This window comes from Streptomyces abikoensis (assembly GCF_014648775.1).
Classification (GTDB): Bacteria; Actinomycetota; Actinomycetes; order Streptomycetales; family Streptomycetaceae; genus Streptomyces; species Streptomyces abikoensis.
The window spans coordinates 250,632-265,921 of sequence record NZ_BMRT01000008.1; the positions used below are offsets into that span (position 1 = coordinate 250,632).

The following is a 15,290-nucleotide window of genomic DNA, read 5'->3' on the forward strand; positions in this document are numbered from 1 at the left end:
TCACCGGTGGACCGGTTCGCCCGAGGCGCTGCCGCCTCGGGCGAGCTCCCGTGAAGTGCGGTCACTTCAGGAAGTCGGGGACGTCCAGTTCCTCGGCCGTCGAGTCCTGGTACGGCCGGGCCGGCGGCACCTGCGGGGAGCTGACCGGCGGCGGGGGGACCTCGGCGACCGGCGACGGCTCGGCCGGCGCGGGCTCCTCGGTGCGCGGGGTCACGCTGCCGAGGCCGCCGAAGGACGGGCGGGACGGCTCGGACGGCGCCGGGGCCGGCCGGCCGGTGGCGCCGACCGGGCTCTCCTCGCGGCCGGAGCCGTACGAGGAGGAGCCGCCGAGCACCTTGTCGCGGCTGCCCTTGGCCGGCGGCTGGCCGCCGTCGAAGCCGGCCGCGATGACGGTGACCCGGACCTCGTCGCCCAGGGCGTCGTCGATGACGGCACCGAAGATGATGTTGGCCTCGGGGTGGGCGGCCTCGCTGACCAGCTGGGCGGCCTCGTTGATCTCGAAGAGACCGAGGTCGGAACCGCCGGAGATGGAGAGCAGCACACCGCGGGCGCCGTCGATGGACGCCTCCAGCAGCGGCGAGGAGATCGCCATCTCGGCGGCGGCCACGGCGCGGTCGTCGCCGCGGGCCGAGCCGATGCCCATCAGGGCCGAGCCCGCCTCGGACATCACGGACTTGACGTCCGCGAAGTCCAGGTTGATCAGGCCGGGGGTGGTGATCAGGTCGGTGATGCCCTGGACACCGGAGAGCAGGACCTGGTCGGCCGACTTGAACGCGTCGAGCACGCTCACCTGGCGGTCCGAGATGGACAGCAGCCGGTCGTTGGGGATGACGATGAGCGTGTCCACCTCGTCGCGGAGGCTGGCGATGCCGTCCTCGGCCTGGTTCGCCCGGCGCCGGCCCTCGAAGGTGAAGGGTCGGGTGACCACACCGATCGTCAGGGCGCCCAGCGAGCGGGCGATGTTGGCCACGACGGGCGCGCCGCCGGTGCCGGTGCCGCCGCCCTCGCCGGCGGTGACGAAGACCATGTCGGCCCCCTTGAGGACCTCCTCGATCTCCTCGCGGTGGTCCTCGGCCGCCTTGCGGCCGACATCGGGGTTCGCGCCGGCACCGAGGCCACGCGTGAGTTCCCGGCCGACGTCGAGCTTGACGTCGGCGTCGCTCATCAGCAGGGCCTGTGCATCGGTGTTGATCGCGATGAACTCGACGCCCTTGAGACCGACCTCGATCATCCGGTTGATGGCGTTCACGCCACCGCCGCCGATGCCGACGACCTTGATGACTGCGAGGTAGTTCTGCGGTGCTGCCACGTCGAAGGCCTCTCGCCTCGAGTTACGTATGCCTGGGGGCGGTTCTCAATGCCGACCCGAACCCTAACGTTGAAGTTTAGGGTTACCGGTGCCACTGTTCCCTGGGTTCTCCGAAACAGGACACTAAGTCGACAAGCGGCGCGGCTTCAACGAACACGCCGAACCTCCCGTTTTTCTTTTCACCCTATGTGATCACCCATAGCCGTAGCCAACCAGGGTGCTGGCCAGCCGGGATCGACGTCAACTCCCGGACACCGCGGGCGCCGCCGGGGCGCTCACATCGAAGTGTTTCGCGCCCCCCGCCGCCTTGAGGAGCGCGACGAGCGTACGGGCCTTCGCCTCGCCCCGCTCACCACTGCCCCAGGCGATCGTCCGATCATCCGTCAGCTCCACGGTGATGGAGTCGTAGGAGCGCACCCGGATGGCGCGGGTGTCCCGGCGCACCTCGGCGGGCAGGTCGGCGGCGACGCGCGCGGCCTCGCGCTCCAGCCGGTCGACGCCGAACCGGCGGTTGCCGGGCGAGCCGGAGTCCTCCACCACGAGCCGGGGCACCCCGGCCACGGCTTGATCGACTGTGGCGAACCGCACTCCACTGCCGTCGATTTCAATAAACTTCCCGCCCTTTTCGAGCAGGACCTTGGGGCGGCGTTCGGTCACTTTCAGACCGATCGTGTGCGGCCAGGAACGTACGACGTCCACCGACTCGATCCGCTTCAGCCGGGTCAGCAGCCGTTCCTCGATGGCGCCGGTGTCCACGGAGGCCAGGGGGTCGCCCAGCGGCACCCGGGCCGCCTCGCTCACCTGTGCGGCCGTCAGCACCGTGGTGCCGCTGACCTCCACGCGGGTGACGCGCAGCCAGCCGGAGCCGTAGAGCACCCAGATGGCGGCGGCGCCGGACAGCAGGCTGACGACCGCCCAGAGAAGCGGTCCGCGCGCGCCGGAGCGGAGGCGGGCCCGGGGGCCGCCCGGGGCGCTCCGGCGGGGCGCGCGGCCCCGCCGGGGCGTGCCGGAGGACGGGGACCGGGACGGCTTGGGCCGCCCGGCCGGTCCGGCGGACCCGGAAGACCTCGCGGTCCCGGAGGACTTGGACTTGCCGTTCTTGGCCGCCCCACGCCGGGCGGTCGTCGGTCCGGCCACGCTCCCCAGCCTCCTGCTCCTACGGGCCGTCAGCCCGCTCTGTGTGCGGCGATCGCCTCGTACACCATGCCGACCAGCAGCTCGTCGGCGTCGCGCCGGCCGAACTCGGCGGCGGCCCGGGACATGTCGTACAGCCGGTGCGGATCGGACAGCACCGGAAGGACGTTGGACGTCACCCACTCGGGGGTGAGCTCGGCGTCGTCGACCAGCAGGCCGCCGCCCGCCTTGACGAGCGGCTGGGCGTTGAGCCGCTGCTCGCCGTTGCCGATGGGCAGCGGGACGTAGGCCGCCGGGAGGCCGACGGCGGACAGCTCCGCGACGGTCATCGCGCCCGCGCGGCAGAGCATCATGTCGGCCGCGGCGTACGCGAGGTCCATCCGGTCTACATACGATACCGGGACATAGGGCGGCATTCCGGGCATGTTGTCGACGCGCGGCAGTTCGTTCTTCGGACCGACCGCGTGGAGCACCTGGATGCCCGCGCGCTGGAGGAACGGCACGACGGCCTGGACGACCTCGTTCAGCCGGCGGGCGCCCTGCGAGCCGCCGGAGACCAGCAGCGTGGGCAGGTTGGGGTCGAGCCCGAAGGCGGCCCGGGCCTCGGGGCGGACGGCCGCCCGGTCCAGGGTCGCGATGGTGCGGCGCAGCGGGATGCCCACGTAGCGGGCGTTGCGCAGCTTGCTGTCCGGGGTGGACACCGCGACGCCGGCGGCGTAGCGCGAGCCGATCTTGTTGGCCAGGCCGGGGCGGGCGTTGGCCTCGTGGACGATGATCGGCACGCCGCGCCGCTTGGCGGCCAGGTAGCCGGGCAGCGCCACGTAGCCGCCGAAGCCGACCACGCAGTCGGCCTTGGTGCGCTCCAGGATCTGCTCGGCGGCCTTGATGGTGCCGCGCAGCCGCCCGGGGACGGTGATCAGCTCCGGGGTGGGCTTGCGGGGCAGCGGTACGGCGGGGATCAGCCCCAGCTCGTAGCCCCGCTCGGGCACCAGGCGGGTCTCCAGGCCCCGCTCCGTGCCGAGCGCTGTGATCCCCACGGTCGGGTCCTGCCTGCGCAGGGCGTCCGCGAGGGCGAGCGCGGGCTCGATGTGTCCGGCGGTTCCTCCGCCGGCGAGTACGACATGCACCGAAATTCACCGCTCTCCGGACGGTCGCTTCTTGACGCGCCGTCTCATCGTCTTCCATCTCACCCCAGGCTGCCGCATGGCCAGCGCCGCCCGCGCACCGGGTTCGTCGCGCGCGAAGGCGATGAGCAGTCCGATGGCGAACATGGTCGGCAGCAGGGCTGACCCTCCGTAGGAGAACAGCGGGAGCGGGACACCGGCGATCGGCAGCAGGCCGAGCACCGCACCGATGTTGACCACGGCCTGGGCCGTGATCCAGGTGGTCACGCCTCCCGCGGCGTACCTCACGAAGGGGTCCTCCGTGCGTCCGGCCACGCGGATACCCGCATAGCCTAGAGCCGCGAACAGGGCGAGTACCGACAGCGTCCCCGCCAGACCCAGCTCCTCGCCGGTGATCGCGAAGATGAAGTCGGTGTGGGGCTCGGGCAGTTCACCCCATTTTTCCACACTCGCCCCGAGTCCGGCACCGAACCAGCCGCCGTTGGCCAGCGCGTAGATGCCGTGGACGGCCTGCCAGCACTGGTCGTGGTCGCCCGGGTCCGTGGCCCCGATGCACTCCAGCCGGGACATCCGGTTCGCACTGGTCTTGATGAAGAGTACGGCGAGGGCGGCGGTGACGCCGAACACCCCGGAGAAGAGCCGGGTGGGGGCGCCCGCCACCCACAGCAGGCCGAGCAGCACGGCGGTGAGGACCACGGTGGTGCCCATGTCGCCGCCGAGCATGATCAGGCCCAGCAGCAGGAAGGTGACCGGGACCAGCGGCACCAGCAGGTGCTTCCACTGGGTGAGGAGCTTCTTGGAGTGCTTGCGGGCCAGCAGGTCGGCGCCCCACAGCACGAGCGCGAGCTTGGCGAACTCGCTGGGCTGCATCTGGAAGGGCCCGCCGAGCGAGATCCAGTTGGTGTTGCCGTTGATGGTCTCGCCGATGCCCGGCACCTGGACCAGGCAGAGCAGGAAGACCGAGACGGCCAGCAGCGGGTAGGCCAAGGCGCGCAGCAGCCGGACCGGGGTGCGGGCGGCCGCGAGCAGCAGGACGGTGCCGATGGCGGCGGCCAGCAGCTGTTTGCGGAAGAAGTAGCTGGGGGCGAGGCCGTTCTGGAGGGCCTTGATCTGGGAGGCGGAGTAGACCATCACCAGGCCGAGCACGGTGATCAGCAGGGAGCCGCCGAGCACCAGGTAGTACGCGGTCAGCGGCCGGTCCCAGGCGCGCCTGGCGCGGGCGTGGAGGCCCCGCAGGCCGCCGCCCCGGCCGCCGGGGGGCCGCCGGGGCGCGGGAGCGCGCCCGGACCCGCCACGGGCGGCGGGGCGGGGCGCCCGTACGGACCGGGAGCCCGCCGCGGGCCCGCGCAGGGCCCGCCACACGCCGGCCGGCGTCAGCATGTCGTCCGCGTGCATCCGGGTCGCCCCTTCGGTCTCCCGCGGCGTCCGGCCGTGTCGCCGGGGCCGGATCGCCGCGCTCGTCGGTTCCTGACGGGCGCGGCGCCCGGCCGCGGGGACCGGCGGGCTAAGCGTCCGTGCCGCGGCCGGCGGTCAGGGCCCGCACCGCCTCGGCGAAGGCCTCGCCGCGCTCGTTGTAGTTGGTGAACATGTCCATCGACGCACAGGCCGGGGCCATGAGGACGGTGTCCCCCGGGCCGGCGAGCCGCGCCGCCTCGCGGACCGCCTCGGCCATCGCCCCAGTGTCGGTCCGGTCGAGGTCCACCACCGGCACATCCGGGGCGTGTCGCGCCAGGGCTTCCCTGATCAGCGCCCGGTCGGCCCCGATCAGGACGGCTCCGCGCAGCCGCTTCGCGGCGGAGGCGACCAGATCGTCGAAGGTGGCACCCTTGGCCAGGCCGCCTGCGATCCACACGATCGACTCGTACGCCGCGAGGGACGCCTGGGCGGCGTGGGTGTTGGTGGCCTTGGAGTCGTCCACGTAGGCGACGCCGTCGACATCGGCGACGTGGGCGATGCGGTGGGCGTCGGGCCGGAAGGCGCGCAGGCCGTCGCGGACGGCCCGGGCGTCGACGCCGAAGGCGCGGGCCAGGGCGGCGGCCGCCAGGGCGTTGGCGATGTTGTGCGGCGCCGGCGGGTGGACGTCGGAGACCTCGGCGAGCTCCTGGGCCTGCTGGTGGCGGTTCTCCACGAAGGCGCGGTCGACGAGCAGGCCCTCGACGACGCCGAGCATGGAGGGGCCGGGGGCGCCGAGGGTGAAGCCGATGGCGCGGCAGCCCTCCTCGACGTCGGCCTGCTCCACCAGGCGCTCGGTGCGCGGGTCCTCGACGTTGTAGACGCAGGCGATCGTGTTGCCCTCGTAGATCCGGCCCTTGTCGGCGGCGTAGGCGCGCATGGAGCCGTGCCAGTCGAGGTGGTCGGGGGCGAGGTTGAGCACGGCCGCGGAGTGGGCGCGCAGCGAGGGCGCCCAGTGCAGCTGGTAGCTGGAGAGCTCGACGGCGAGCACGTCGTGGGGCTCGTCGCCGAGCACCACGTCGATGATCGGGGTGCCGATGTTGCCCACGGCGGCCGTGCGGAGACCCGCGGCCCTCAGGATGGAGGCGAGCATCTGCACGGTGGTGGTCTTGCCGTTGGTGCCGGTGACCGCCAGCCAGGGCGCGGCGTCGGGGCCGCGCAGCCGCCAGGCGATCTCGACGTCGCCGACGACGTCCACGCCCGCCTCGGCGGCGGCCGCGAAGAGCGGGCTGTCGGGCCGCCAGCCGGGCGAGGTGACGACGAGGTCGGTGCCCTCGGGCAGGGTGTCCGCGTCGCCGAGGCGGACGGCGATCCCGGCGGCCTGAAGGGAGGCGGCGCGCTCGCGCAGGGCCTCGCTGTCGCCGCCGTCGACGACGGTCACGCTCGCGCCGAGGCCGGCCAGGGCGCGGGCGGCGCTGACGCCGCTCACCCCGAGGCCGGCGACGGTGACGCGCTTGCCGCTGAACTCCGCGGTACTCACTTGATGGCCAACCATCCGGCGTAGAAGATTCCGAGTCCGACGGCCACGCACAGGCCCTGGATGATCCAGAAGCGGACCACCACAAGGACCTCGCTCCACCCCTTGAGCTCGAAGTGGTGCTGGAGCGGGGCCATCCGGAAGACGCGCTTCCCGGTGAGGCGGAACGAGCCGACCTGGATCACCACGGACATGGTGATGAGGACGAACAGACCGCCGAGGAGGGCGAGCAGCAGCTCCGTGCGGGAGCAGATCGCCAGGCCCGCGAGGGCGCCGCCGAGGGCGAGCGAGCCGGTGTCGCCCATGAAGATCTTGGCGGGCGAGGTGTTCCACCACAGGAAGCCGAAGCAGGAGCCCATCAGGGCCGAGGCGACCACGGCGAGGTCGAGCGGGTCGCGCACCTCGTAACAGGCGGCGCCGGCGGTGAGCGAGTTGCCGCACCACTGGCCGTGCTGCCAGGTGCCGATGAAGACGTAGGCGCCGAAGACCATCACGGAGGCGCCGGTGGCCAGGCCGTCGAGGCCGTCGGTGAGGTTCACGCCGTTCGACATCGCGAGGATCATGAACAGCGCCCAGATCACGAAGATCACGGGGCCGACGGACCAGCCGAAGTCCTGGGTGAAGGACAGCCGCGTGGACGCCGGGGTCTGGCCCCGGGTGTCGGCGAACTGCAGCGCGAGGACGGCGAAGGCGATGCCGACGATCAGCTGGCCGGCCATCTTCGCCTTGGCGCGCAGACCGAGGCTGCGCTGCTTGACGATCTTGATGTAGTCGTCGAGGAAGCCGACCAGGCCCATGCCGGCGGTCAGGAAGAGCACCAGCAGGCCCGAGGTCGTGGGCGCCTTGCTGGTGATCACCTTGGTGACGGCGTACGCGATCAGCGTGGCCAGGATGAAGGCGATGCCACCCATGGTGGGCGTGCCCTTCTTCCCGGCGTGGCCGCGCGGGCCGTCGTCACGGATGAACTGGCCGTAGCCCTTGCGGGCGAGGAACTTGATCAGCAGCGGGGTGCCGATGAGGGTCAGGAACAGACCGATGACACCCGCGAAGAGGATCTGGTTCATCAGCCGGCGACCTCGCCGTCGACCGCGAGCAGCGCCTCGGCCACCCGCTCCAGCCCCGCCGACCGGGACGCCTTCAACAGCACGACGTCTCCCGGGCGCAGCTCACTGCGCAACAGGTCGACGGCCGCCTGCGCGTCGGACACGTGCACCGACTCCTCACCCCACGAACCCTCGTTATAGGCGCCCATCTGCAACCAGGCCGCTTCCCTGCCCCCGACTGCCACGAGCTTGCCGACATTGAGCCGGACGACCAGCCGTCCGACCGCGTCGTGCTCGGCGAGTGACTCCTCGCCCAGCTCGGCCATCCGACCGAGTACTGCCCACGTCCGTCCACCCCTAGCCCGGGCGGCTTCGCCCATCGCGGCCAGCGCGCGCAGCGCCGCTCGCATGGATTCGGGGTTCGCGTTGTAGGCGTCGTTGACGATCGTCACGCCGTCCGCGCGCTCGGTGACCTCCATGCGCCAGCGGGAGAGCTGACCGGCCCCGGAGAGCGCGGCGGCGATCTCCGCTACGGGCATGCCCAGCTCATGGGCGACGGCGGCCGCGGCGAGCGCGTTCGACACGTGGTGCTCACCGTACAGCCGCATGGTCACGTCGGCGCACCCGGTGGGTGTGTGAAGCGTGAAGGAGGGCCGGCCGAAGTCGTCGAGCCGGACGTTCTCGGCACGGACGTCCGCGTCCGGGGACTCGCCGAAGAGGACCACCCGGGCCTTGGTGCGGGCGCTCATGGCGCGCACGAGGAGGTCGTCGGCGTTGAGCACGGCGACGCCGCCCTCGGCGGCGGCGGGCAGCACCTCGACCAGCTCGCCCTTGGCCTCGGCGATCGCCTCGCGGCCGCCGAACTCGCCGATGTGGGCGGTGCCGACGTTGAGGACGAGGCCGACGCGCGGCGGGGTGAGCCCGGCGAGGTAGCGGATGTGCCCGATGCCGCGGGCGCCCATCTCCAGGACGAGGTGACGGGTGTCCTCGTCGGCCATCAGGGCCGTGACCGGCAGGCCGATCTCGTTGTTGAAGTTGCCGGGCGTCCACACGGTGGGGCCGAGGCGCTCCAGCAGCTGGGCGATCAGGTCCTTGGTGCTGGTCTTGCCGGCCGAGCCGGTGAGCCCGACGACGGTGGTGCCGAGCCGCTCCACGACGGCGCGGGCGAGGGTGCCCAGCGCCTCGACGACGTCGGGGACGACGATCGCGGGTACGCCGACGGGACGGGCGGCCAGTACGGCGGCCGCGCCGGAGGCGATGGCGCGCTCGGCGTAGTCGTGGCCGTCGACGCGGTCGCCGGGCAGCGCGGCGAAGAGGCTGCCGGGCCGCACCTCACGGGAGTCGATCACGACCGGGCCGGTGGCGATGAGCCCCGGGTCCGGTATGTCGTGCTGCTGTCCGCCGACGATCGCGGCGACCTCGGCGAGGGAGAGTGCGATCACCGGAGGTCACCTCCTGCCGTTCGGAGGAGCTGCCGGGGGGAGGGTTGTGCGCGCATGGCGGTTGGTCATCCCTGGTCGTTCCGGTGCGTGATGGCCGCTTCACGGTGCTCGATGGCCTCGCGCAGCACCTGGCGGTCGTCGAAGGGGCGTACCACTCCGGCGATGTCCTGGCCCTGTTCGTGGCCCTTGCCCAGGACCAGGACGGTGTCGCCGGGTTCGGCGCGGGCGACGGCGGCGGCGATGGCGGCGGCGCGGTCCTCCATCAGGAGGACGGTGCCGCGCTCGGCGGCGGGCACCTCGGCGGCGCCCGCGAGCATGGTGGCGAGGATCGCGAGGGGATCCTCGGAGCGGGGGTTGTCGGAGGTCAGTACGGCCGTGTCGGCGAGGCGGGCCAGCGCGCGGCCCATGGGGGCGCGCTTGGTGGTGTCGCGGTCGCCGCCGCAGCCGAGCACGGCGTGGACCCGGCCGCTGCCGACCGCGCGCAGGGCGCGGAGAACCGATTCGACGGCGTCCGTCTTGTGGGCGTAGTCGACGACGGCCAGGTAGGGCTGGCCGGCGTCCACGCGCTCCAGCCGGCCGGGGACGCCGGGGACGGCCGCGACGCTGTCGGCGGCGACCTGCGGCTCCGCGCCCGCGGCGACGAGCGCGACGATCGCGGCCAGGGCGTTGGCGACGTTGAACGGGCCGGCGAGCGGCGCCCGGGCCGTCGCGGAGACGCCCTCGGGGCCGAGCACGGTGAACGTGGAGTCGAACGGGCCGATCTCGACGTCGGCGGCGCGCCAGTCGGCGTCCGCGCGGCCCTCGGCGGAGAAGGTGATCACCGGGACCTCGGCCTCGCCCGCGGCGAGGCGGCGGCCGTACTCGTCGTCGGCGTTGACCACGCCGAGGCGGCTGCGCTCCTTGGTGAACAGCTCCGCCTTGGCGGAGAAGTAGTCCTCCATGCCCGAGTGGAACTCCATGTGCTCGGGGCTGAGGTTGTTGAAGACGGCGACGTCGAAGACGCAGCCGTCGACGCGGCCCAGGCGCAGGGCGTGGCTGGAGACCTCCATGGCGACCGAGCGGACGCCGCGCTCGCGCATCACCGCGAACAGCGCCTGGAGGTCGGTGGCCTCGGGGGTGGTGCGCTCCGACTTGACCCGCTCGTCGCCGATCCGGGACTCCACCGTGCCGATCAGGCCGGTGGGGCCGCCCATGGCGCGCAGGCCGCCCTCGATCAGGTAGGCGGTGGTGGTCTTGCCGGAGGTGCCGGTGATGCCGACGGTCAGCAGCTCGCGGGCGGGCTCGCCGTAGATCGTGGCGGCCAGGGCGCCCATCCGCTCGCGCGGGGCGGCGACGGTCAGCACGGGCAGGCCGGTGGCGCCGGCGCGCTCGGCGCCCGCCGGGTCGGTCAGCACGGCGGCGGCACCGAGGCCCGCGGCCTGCGCGGCGAAGTCCGCGCCGTGGAAGCGGGCGCCGGGCAGGGCCGCGTAGACGTCGCCCGGGCGGACGGCGCGCGAGTCGTGGGTGATCCCGGTGACCGCGACGGCCGACGCGCCCTCGGGGGCGGCGATGCCCAGCTGAGCGGCCAGCTCCGCGAGGGGCACGGGGCGGACCCGGGTGGGGCGGGGCGCTCCCGGGGACACGGCGGGCGCGTCCTGGGAGGTCGTGTGGGACTGATCAGCGTGGGGCACGGCGGTGAGCGTACCGGGCGTACCCGCCTCGTCGCGAAGCGAGGGGCGTCGCCGGCCGCGGTTCCCCGGGTCGGGAGTGATCGTCGTCACGGCCGGCCCGGCTCGCTAGTAGCTCACCGGCAGCCGCGGCGGCCGGGTGCCCGACGGGGGCACCTGGAGGGTCTTCAGCGCGAACTCCATGACCTGCTTGAAGACCGGCCCGCAGACCTGGCCGCCGAAGTAGCTGCCCTTGGTGGGGTTCTGGATGGCGCAGTAGACGGTGATCCGGGGCTGGTCGGCGGGGGCGAAGCCGGCGAAGGAGGCGGTGTAGCCGTGGTAGCGGCCGGTGGTGGGGTCCACCCGGTTGGACGTGCCGGTCTTGCCCGCGACCCGGTAGCCGGGGATCTTGGCCTTGGTGCCGGTGCCCTCCTGGTCGTCGACGACCGACTCCAGCATCGCGGAGAGCTGCCGGGCGGTCTTCTCGCTGATCACCCGGGTGCGGGGCGGCGTCGGGGCGGGGGTGAAGCGGCCGTCGGGCCCCTTGGCGCCGCGCACCAGGGAGGGCTGTACGCGCTCGCCGCCGGCCGCGATGGTGGAGTAGACGGAGGCGGCCTGGACGGCGTTGAGGGAGAGGCCCTGGCCGAAGGGGATGGTGTAGGCCCGCGAGGACTTCCACTCCCCCGGCCGGGCCAGCAGGCCGGGCGTCTCCCCGGGGAAGCCGAGGCCCGTGGGGCGGCCGATGCCGAACTTGCGGAGGTAGGTGTAGAGGACCTCGTTGGCCTCCTCGCGGGTCTTGCCCAGTTGCTCGCTGGCGAGGATCGTGCCGATGTTGCTGGACTTGGCGAGCACCCCGTTCAGCGTCAGGTGCCAGGTGGGGTGGTCCACGTCGTCGGCGAAGGCGCGGTCGGCGCGCGGCAGCCGGTTGGGGACCTCCACATGGGTGTCGGGCGTGGCGACGCCCTCCTCCAGCACGGCGGCCATCGTCATGATCTTGCTGACGCTGCCGGGTTCGTAGGCGTCCTGGAGGGCGGCGTTGCCCAGCGCGGAGCGGTCGGCGTGCTCCAGGTCGTTGGGGTTGTAGCCGGGGGCGTTGGCCATGGCCAGGATCTGTCCGGTGCGGGTGTCCTGGACGACGACGTAGCCCCGGTCCGCGCCGGACTCGCGCACCTGCTTGGCGACGGCGTTCTGGGCGGCCCACTGGATGTCGCGGTCGATGGTCAGCTCCACGTCGGAGCCGGGCACGGCGGCCTGTTCCTTCAGATCGCCGGTGGGCACCTGCCGGCCGCCGGACTGGGCGTAGACGCGCTTGCCGTTCTTGCCGGCGAGGGTGTCGTCGAGGAGGGCCTCCAGACCGCCGCTGCCCCGGCCGTCGCCGTTGACGAAGCCGAGGAGGCCGGCGGCCAGGTCGCCGTTGGGGTAGACGCGCTTGCTGTGGGACTCGCGGTTCACCCCGGCCAGGACGTTGGCGCCCTCCTTGCGGCGGGCCTTCTCCGCCTGCGCCTTCTTCAGCTCCGAGATCTTCTTCCAGACCTGCGGGGTCTGCCGGCGGGCCAGCACCACGTACTTGGACTTGGGGTTGGCGGTGAGCTTCTGCTCCAGCGTGGCCGCGTCCTCGCCGAGGACGGGGGCCAGCAGCCTCGCGGCCCGCGCGGCCGCGCCCTCGGTCTTGATCCGGTCGGGGGCGAGGAGGTCGGGGGCGGCGGTGATGTCGTAGGCGTCGACGGTGGTGGCCAGGTCCACGCCGGTGCGGTCGGTGATGGCGCCGCGCTCGGCGGCCAGCGTCACCGGGATGTAGCGGTTGACGTTGGCGCGGGCCGCGTAGGCGCTGGCGTCGACGGCCTGCACCTGGAGCAGCCGGACCGTGAAGACCAGCAGGACGAGCGTGAGGCCCACGCCGATCGCCCGCAACCGGGGCCGGGGGTTGCCCAGCCGCAGGGAGCGGTCACCGGGGCGGGGGCGCGCCGGCCGGGCGACGGGGCGCGCGGGCCCGGGAACCGGGCGGCGGGGCTGCCTGGGCGCCGTCACGACTCACCTACCTGACCTGTTGGGGGTTCCCGCCCACCGGGGCCGGGGGGAGGGCCGGGTGGGGCTGTGGCTGCGCCGGGGCGCCGGCGGGCCGCCCGTCGGCCGGGGGCCGTGCCGCCGGGGCCTGTGCCGCAGGGGCCTGGGCGGCCGGGGACGGCGCGTCCCCGCCGCGGAGCACGACGGGCGGCTGCCCGGGCGGGGCCGGGGCGACGAGGGGGTCGGGGGCCAGCGGGGGCAGGCCCCGGGGCTCGGGGGGCGCGAAGGCCGCCGGGTCGGCGGGGTTGGCGGTGGTCGCCGGGGCGGGGGCGCCCTTGACCGTGCCGTCGGGCAGCAGGAAGGCGGGGCTGCCGCCGGGGATCATGCCCAGCTCCCGGGCGCGGCGCTCCAGCGCGTCCGGGGCGGCGAGCTGGTCGACCTCCTGCTGGAGCGCCTGCTGCTCGTCGGTCAGCTCGGTGGTGGTGCGCTGGAGCCGGCTGAGCTCGAAGGAGCCCTGGTTCAGGGAGGAGTTCAGCAGCAGCAGCGAGATGAGGCCGGAACCGAGGAGCACCACGACCAGCAGGACGAACGGCGTGCGCTTCGCCCCGGCGGGTCCGGCGGGCAGCAGCCGCACCAGGCGGCCGCCCCGGCGTCCGGCCGGGCTCACCGGATGTCCTCGCGGATGCGCTCGGCGCCGCGCAGCCGGGCGGGGGCGGCCCGCCGGTTCTCGGCGATCTCCTCCTCCGTGGGCAGTTCCGCGCCGCGCGTCAGCAGCTTCAGGCGCGGCTGGTACTGCTCGGGCACCACCGGCAGGCCGGGCGGCGCGGTGCTCGTGGCGCCGGCGGCGAAGACGCTCTTGACGATGCGGTCCTCCAGCGACTGGTAGGACAGCACCGCGATCCGGCCACCGACGGCGAGGGACGCGACGGCGGCCGGGATGGCCGCCTCCACGCTGGCCAGCTCGGCGTTGACCTCGATGCGCAGCGCCTGGAAGGTGCGCTTGGCGGGGTTGCCGCCGGTGCGCTTGGCGGCCTGCGGGAGGGCGTCGCGGATCAGCTCGACGAGGCGGGCGCTGTTGCTGAAGGGCTCCTTCGCCCGCTCCCGGACGATGGCCGAGACGATGCGTTTGGCCTGCTTCTCCTCGCCGTACTGGCGCAGGATGCGCACCAGCTCGCCCGGCGGGTAGGTGTTGAGGACCTCGGCGGCGCTGATGCCCGTCGTCTGGTCCATGCGCATGTCCAGCGGGGCGTCCTGCGCGTAGGCGAAGCCGCGGTCGGCCTCGTCGAGCTGCATGGAGGAGACGCCGAGGTCGAAGAGGACGCCCTGGACCTTGGGGATGCCCAGGCGCTCCAGCACCTCGGGCAGCTCGTGGTAGACGGCGCGCACCAGCGTGGCGCGGTCGCCGTAGGGGGCGAGCCGCTCACCGGCGAGCGCGAGCGCCGTGGGGTCGCGGTCGAGGGCGACGAGCCGGGCGTCGGGGAAGGTCTTGAGCAGCGCCTCGCTGTGCCCGCCGGCGCCGAGGGTGCAGTCGACCACGACGGCTCCGGGCGCGGTCAGCGCGGGGGCGAGCATGTCCAGGCAGCGCTGGAGCATGACGGGGACGTGTCGCGCGTTGCTGCTCATGCGCCCTTCTGAGATACGGGGAGGCGCGGCGCGGCGTACCGCCGGGTCCCCGCCCGCTCGAAGGGGAACGGACGTTCCGGCGCCGGGGAAGTGACGCCGGGCGACCGGGAGCGGGAGGAGGCCGAGGGGTACGTACGCACCGTGCCACGTGGTGGTTCTTCGGTTCCGGGGAGCGTTCCGGGGAGCGTCACGCCTCCCACTTCGCGCCACTTTAGTCCACTCGCCCCCGCGGTCAATCAACCGGCCGGTGCGTGCGCGTCCCACCGCCCGCCCGGCGGTGGCCCCCGGCGGGACGAGGGGTTCCGGCGGGGCGGCGGGCCGGGCCCGGTGAGCGGCCGGTTACCGGGCGCTGCCCTGGTCAGGGACGGTCGCGCGTGCGCCGGAGCCGGTCAGCGGCTACGTTCATCCCTATGCCCATATCCGCGTCACAGTCCCCCACGCCCGGCACCGGACAGGACCGCACGGACTCCCCGGAACCGACCGTCACCGACCGGCTGGTACAGGCCAACGCCCAGTACGCCGCCGCGTTCACCGACCCGGGCATGGACGCCCGGCCCGTGCTGAAGGTCGCCGTGGTCGCGTGCATGGACGCCCGTCTCGACCTCCACGCCGCCCTGGGCCTGGAGCTGGGCGACTGCCACACCATCCGCAACGCGGGTGGCGTCGTCACCGACGACATCATCCGTTCCCTCACCATCAGCCAGCGTGCCCTGGGCACCCGCTCGGTCGTGCTGATCCACCACACCGGCTGCGGTCTGCTGGACCTCACCGAGGACTTCCGGCACGACATCGAGGCCGAGGTCGGCCAGCGGCCGCCGTGGGCCGTGGAGGCGTTCAAGGACCTCGACCAGGACGTCCGCCAGTCCATGCAGCGGGTGCGGACCTCCCCGTTCCTGCCCCACCGCGACGATGTGCGGGGCTTCGTCTTCGACGTCACGACCGGCCTGCTGCGCGAGATCGACCCGCGCCCCTGACCGCAAGCCCTGTGGACAACTGGCGCGGCACGCGCCGCACCAGTTGTCCACAGGCGGTGACG

The 15,290-nt window shown here is 73.5% G+C and carries 12 protein-coding genes; 1 reads left to right on the plus strand and 11 read right to left on the minus strand.

What is annotated here, in order from left to right; all coding sequences use genetic code 11:
* Nucleotides 1-61 precede the first annotated feature (61 nt).
* The 11 genes from ftsZ to rsmH all read right to left on the minus strand — a co-directional run bounded on the left by ftsZ (nt 62) and on the right by rsmH (nt 14,254).
* Complete coding sequence (gene ftsZ / locus IE096_RS24440) at nt 62-1,309, minus strand: cell division protein FtsZ (protein WP_189455215.1); 1,248 nt, start codon at nt 1,307-1,309, stop codon at nt 62-64.
* A gap of 240 nt (nt 1,310-1,549) precedes the next feature.
* Nucleotides 1,550-2,446 (minus strand): cell division protein FtsQ/DivIB, encoded by an 897-nt coding sequence (locus IE096_RS24445; protein ID WP_189455217.1) that lies wholly within the window; start codon nt 2,444-2,446, stop codon nt 1,550-1,552.
* Nucleotides 2,447-2,475: 29 nt separating this feature from the next.
* A complete protein-coding gene (murG, locus tag IE096_RS24450) occupies nt 2,476-3,570 on the minus strand; it encodes an undecaprenyldiphospho-muramoylpentapeptide beta-N-acetylglucosaminyltransferase (protein WP_189455219.1) in 1,095 nt (364 codons plus the stop codon).
* Nucleotides 3,571-3,576: 6 nt separating this feature from the next.
* Entirely contained in the window at nt 3,577-4,962 is a 1,386-nt protein-coding gene (ftsW, locus tag IE096_RS24455; protein ID WP_189455220.1) for a putative lipid II flippase FtsW, read from the minus strand.
* A gap of 109 nt (nt 4,963-5,071) precedes the next feature.
* Nucleotides 5,072-6,514 (minus strand): UDP-N-acetylmuramoyl-L-alanine--D-glutamate ligase, encoded by a 1,443-nt coding sequence (gene murD, locus IE096_RS24460; protein ID WP_189455222.1) that lies wholly within the window; start codon nt 6,512-6,514, stop codon nt 5,072-5,074.
* Nucleotides 6,496-7,560 (minus strand): phospho-N-acetylmuramoyl-pentapeptide-transferase, encoded by a 1,065-nt coding sequence (mraY, locus tag IE096_RS24465; RefSeq protein ID WP_189455224.1) that lies wholly within the window; start codon nt 7,558-7,560, stop codon nt 6,496-6,498. Before mraY ends, murD begins: the two co-directional genes overlap by 19 nt.
* Nucleotides 7,560-8,981, minus strand: a complete 1,422-nt coding sequence (locus tag IE096_RS24470; RefSeq protein ID WP_189455225.1) for a UDP-N-acetylmuramoyl-tripeptide--D-alanyl-D-alanine ligase — start codon at nt 8,979-8,981, stop codon at nt 7,560-7,562. Before IE096_RS24470 ends, mraY begins: the two co-directional genes overlap by 1 nt.
* 65 nt (nt 8,982-9,046) lie before the next feature.
* Nucleotides 9,047-10,741, minus strand: coding sequence for a UDP-N-acetylmuramoyl-L-alanyl-D-glutamate--2,6-diaminopimelate ligase (locus tag IE096_RS24475; RefSeq protein ID WP_189455226.1), 1,695 nt, complete (start codon nt 10,739-10,741; stop codon nt 9,047-9,049).
* 15 nt (nt 10,742-10,756) lie between these two features.
* The gene (locus IE096_RS24480; RefSeq protein WP_189455227.1) at nt 10,757-12,655 is read right to left on the minus strand and encodes a peptidoglycan D,D-transpeptidase FtsI family protein; all 1,899 of its coding nucleotides are present in this window, start codon (nt 12,653-12,655) and stop codon (nt 10,757-10,759) included.
* A gap of 7 nt (nt 12,656-12,662) precedes the next feature.
* Nucleotides 12,663-13,298 carry a cell division protein FtsL gene (gene ftsL / locus IE096_RS24485; protein WP_189455228.1) on the minus strand — a complete coding sequence of 212 codons (636 nt, stop codon included), beginning with the start codon at nt 13,296-13,298 and terminating at the stop codon, nt 12,663-12,665.
* Nucleotides 13,295-14,254 (minus strand): 16S rRNA (cytosine(1402)-N(4))-methyltransferase RsmH, encoded by a 960-nt coding sequence (gene rsmH, locus IE096_RS24490; protein ID WP_189455229.1) that lies wholly within the window; start codon nt 14,252-14,254, stop codon nt 13,295-13,297. The genes ftsL and rsmH overlap by 4 nt, the downstream gene beginning before the upstream one ends.
* 410 nt (nt 14,255-14,664) lie before the next feature.
* Between rsmH and IE096_RS24495 the strand changes: the two genes are divergently transcribed.
* The gene (locus tag IE096_RS24495) at nt 14,665-15,228 is read left to right on the plus strand and encodes a beta-class carbonic anhydrase (protein WP_189455230.1); all 564 of its coding nucleotides are present in this window, start codon (nt 14,665-14,667) and stop codon (nt 15,226-15,228) included.
* Nucleotides 15,229-15,290 lie beyond the last annotated feature (62 nt).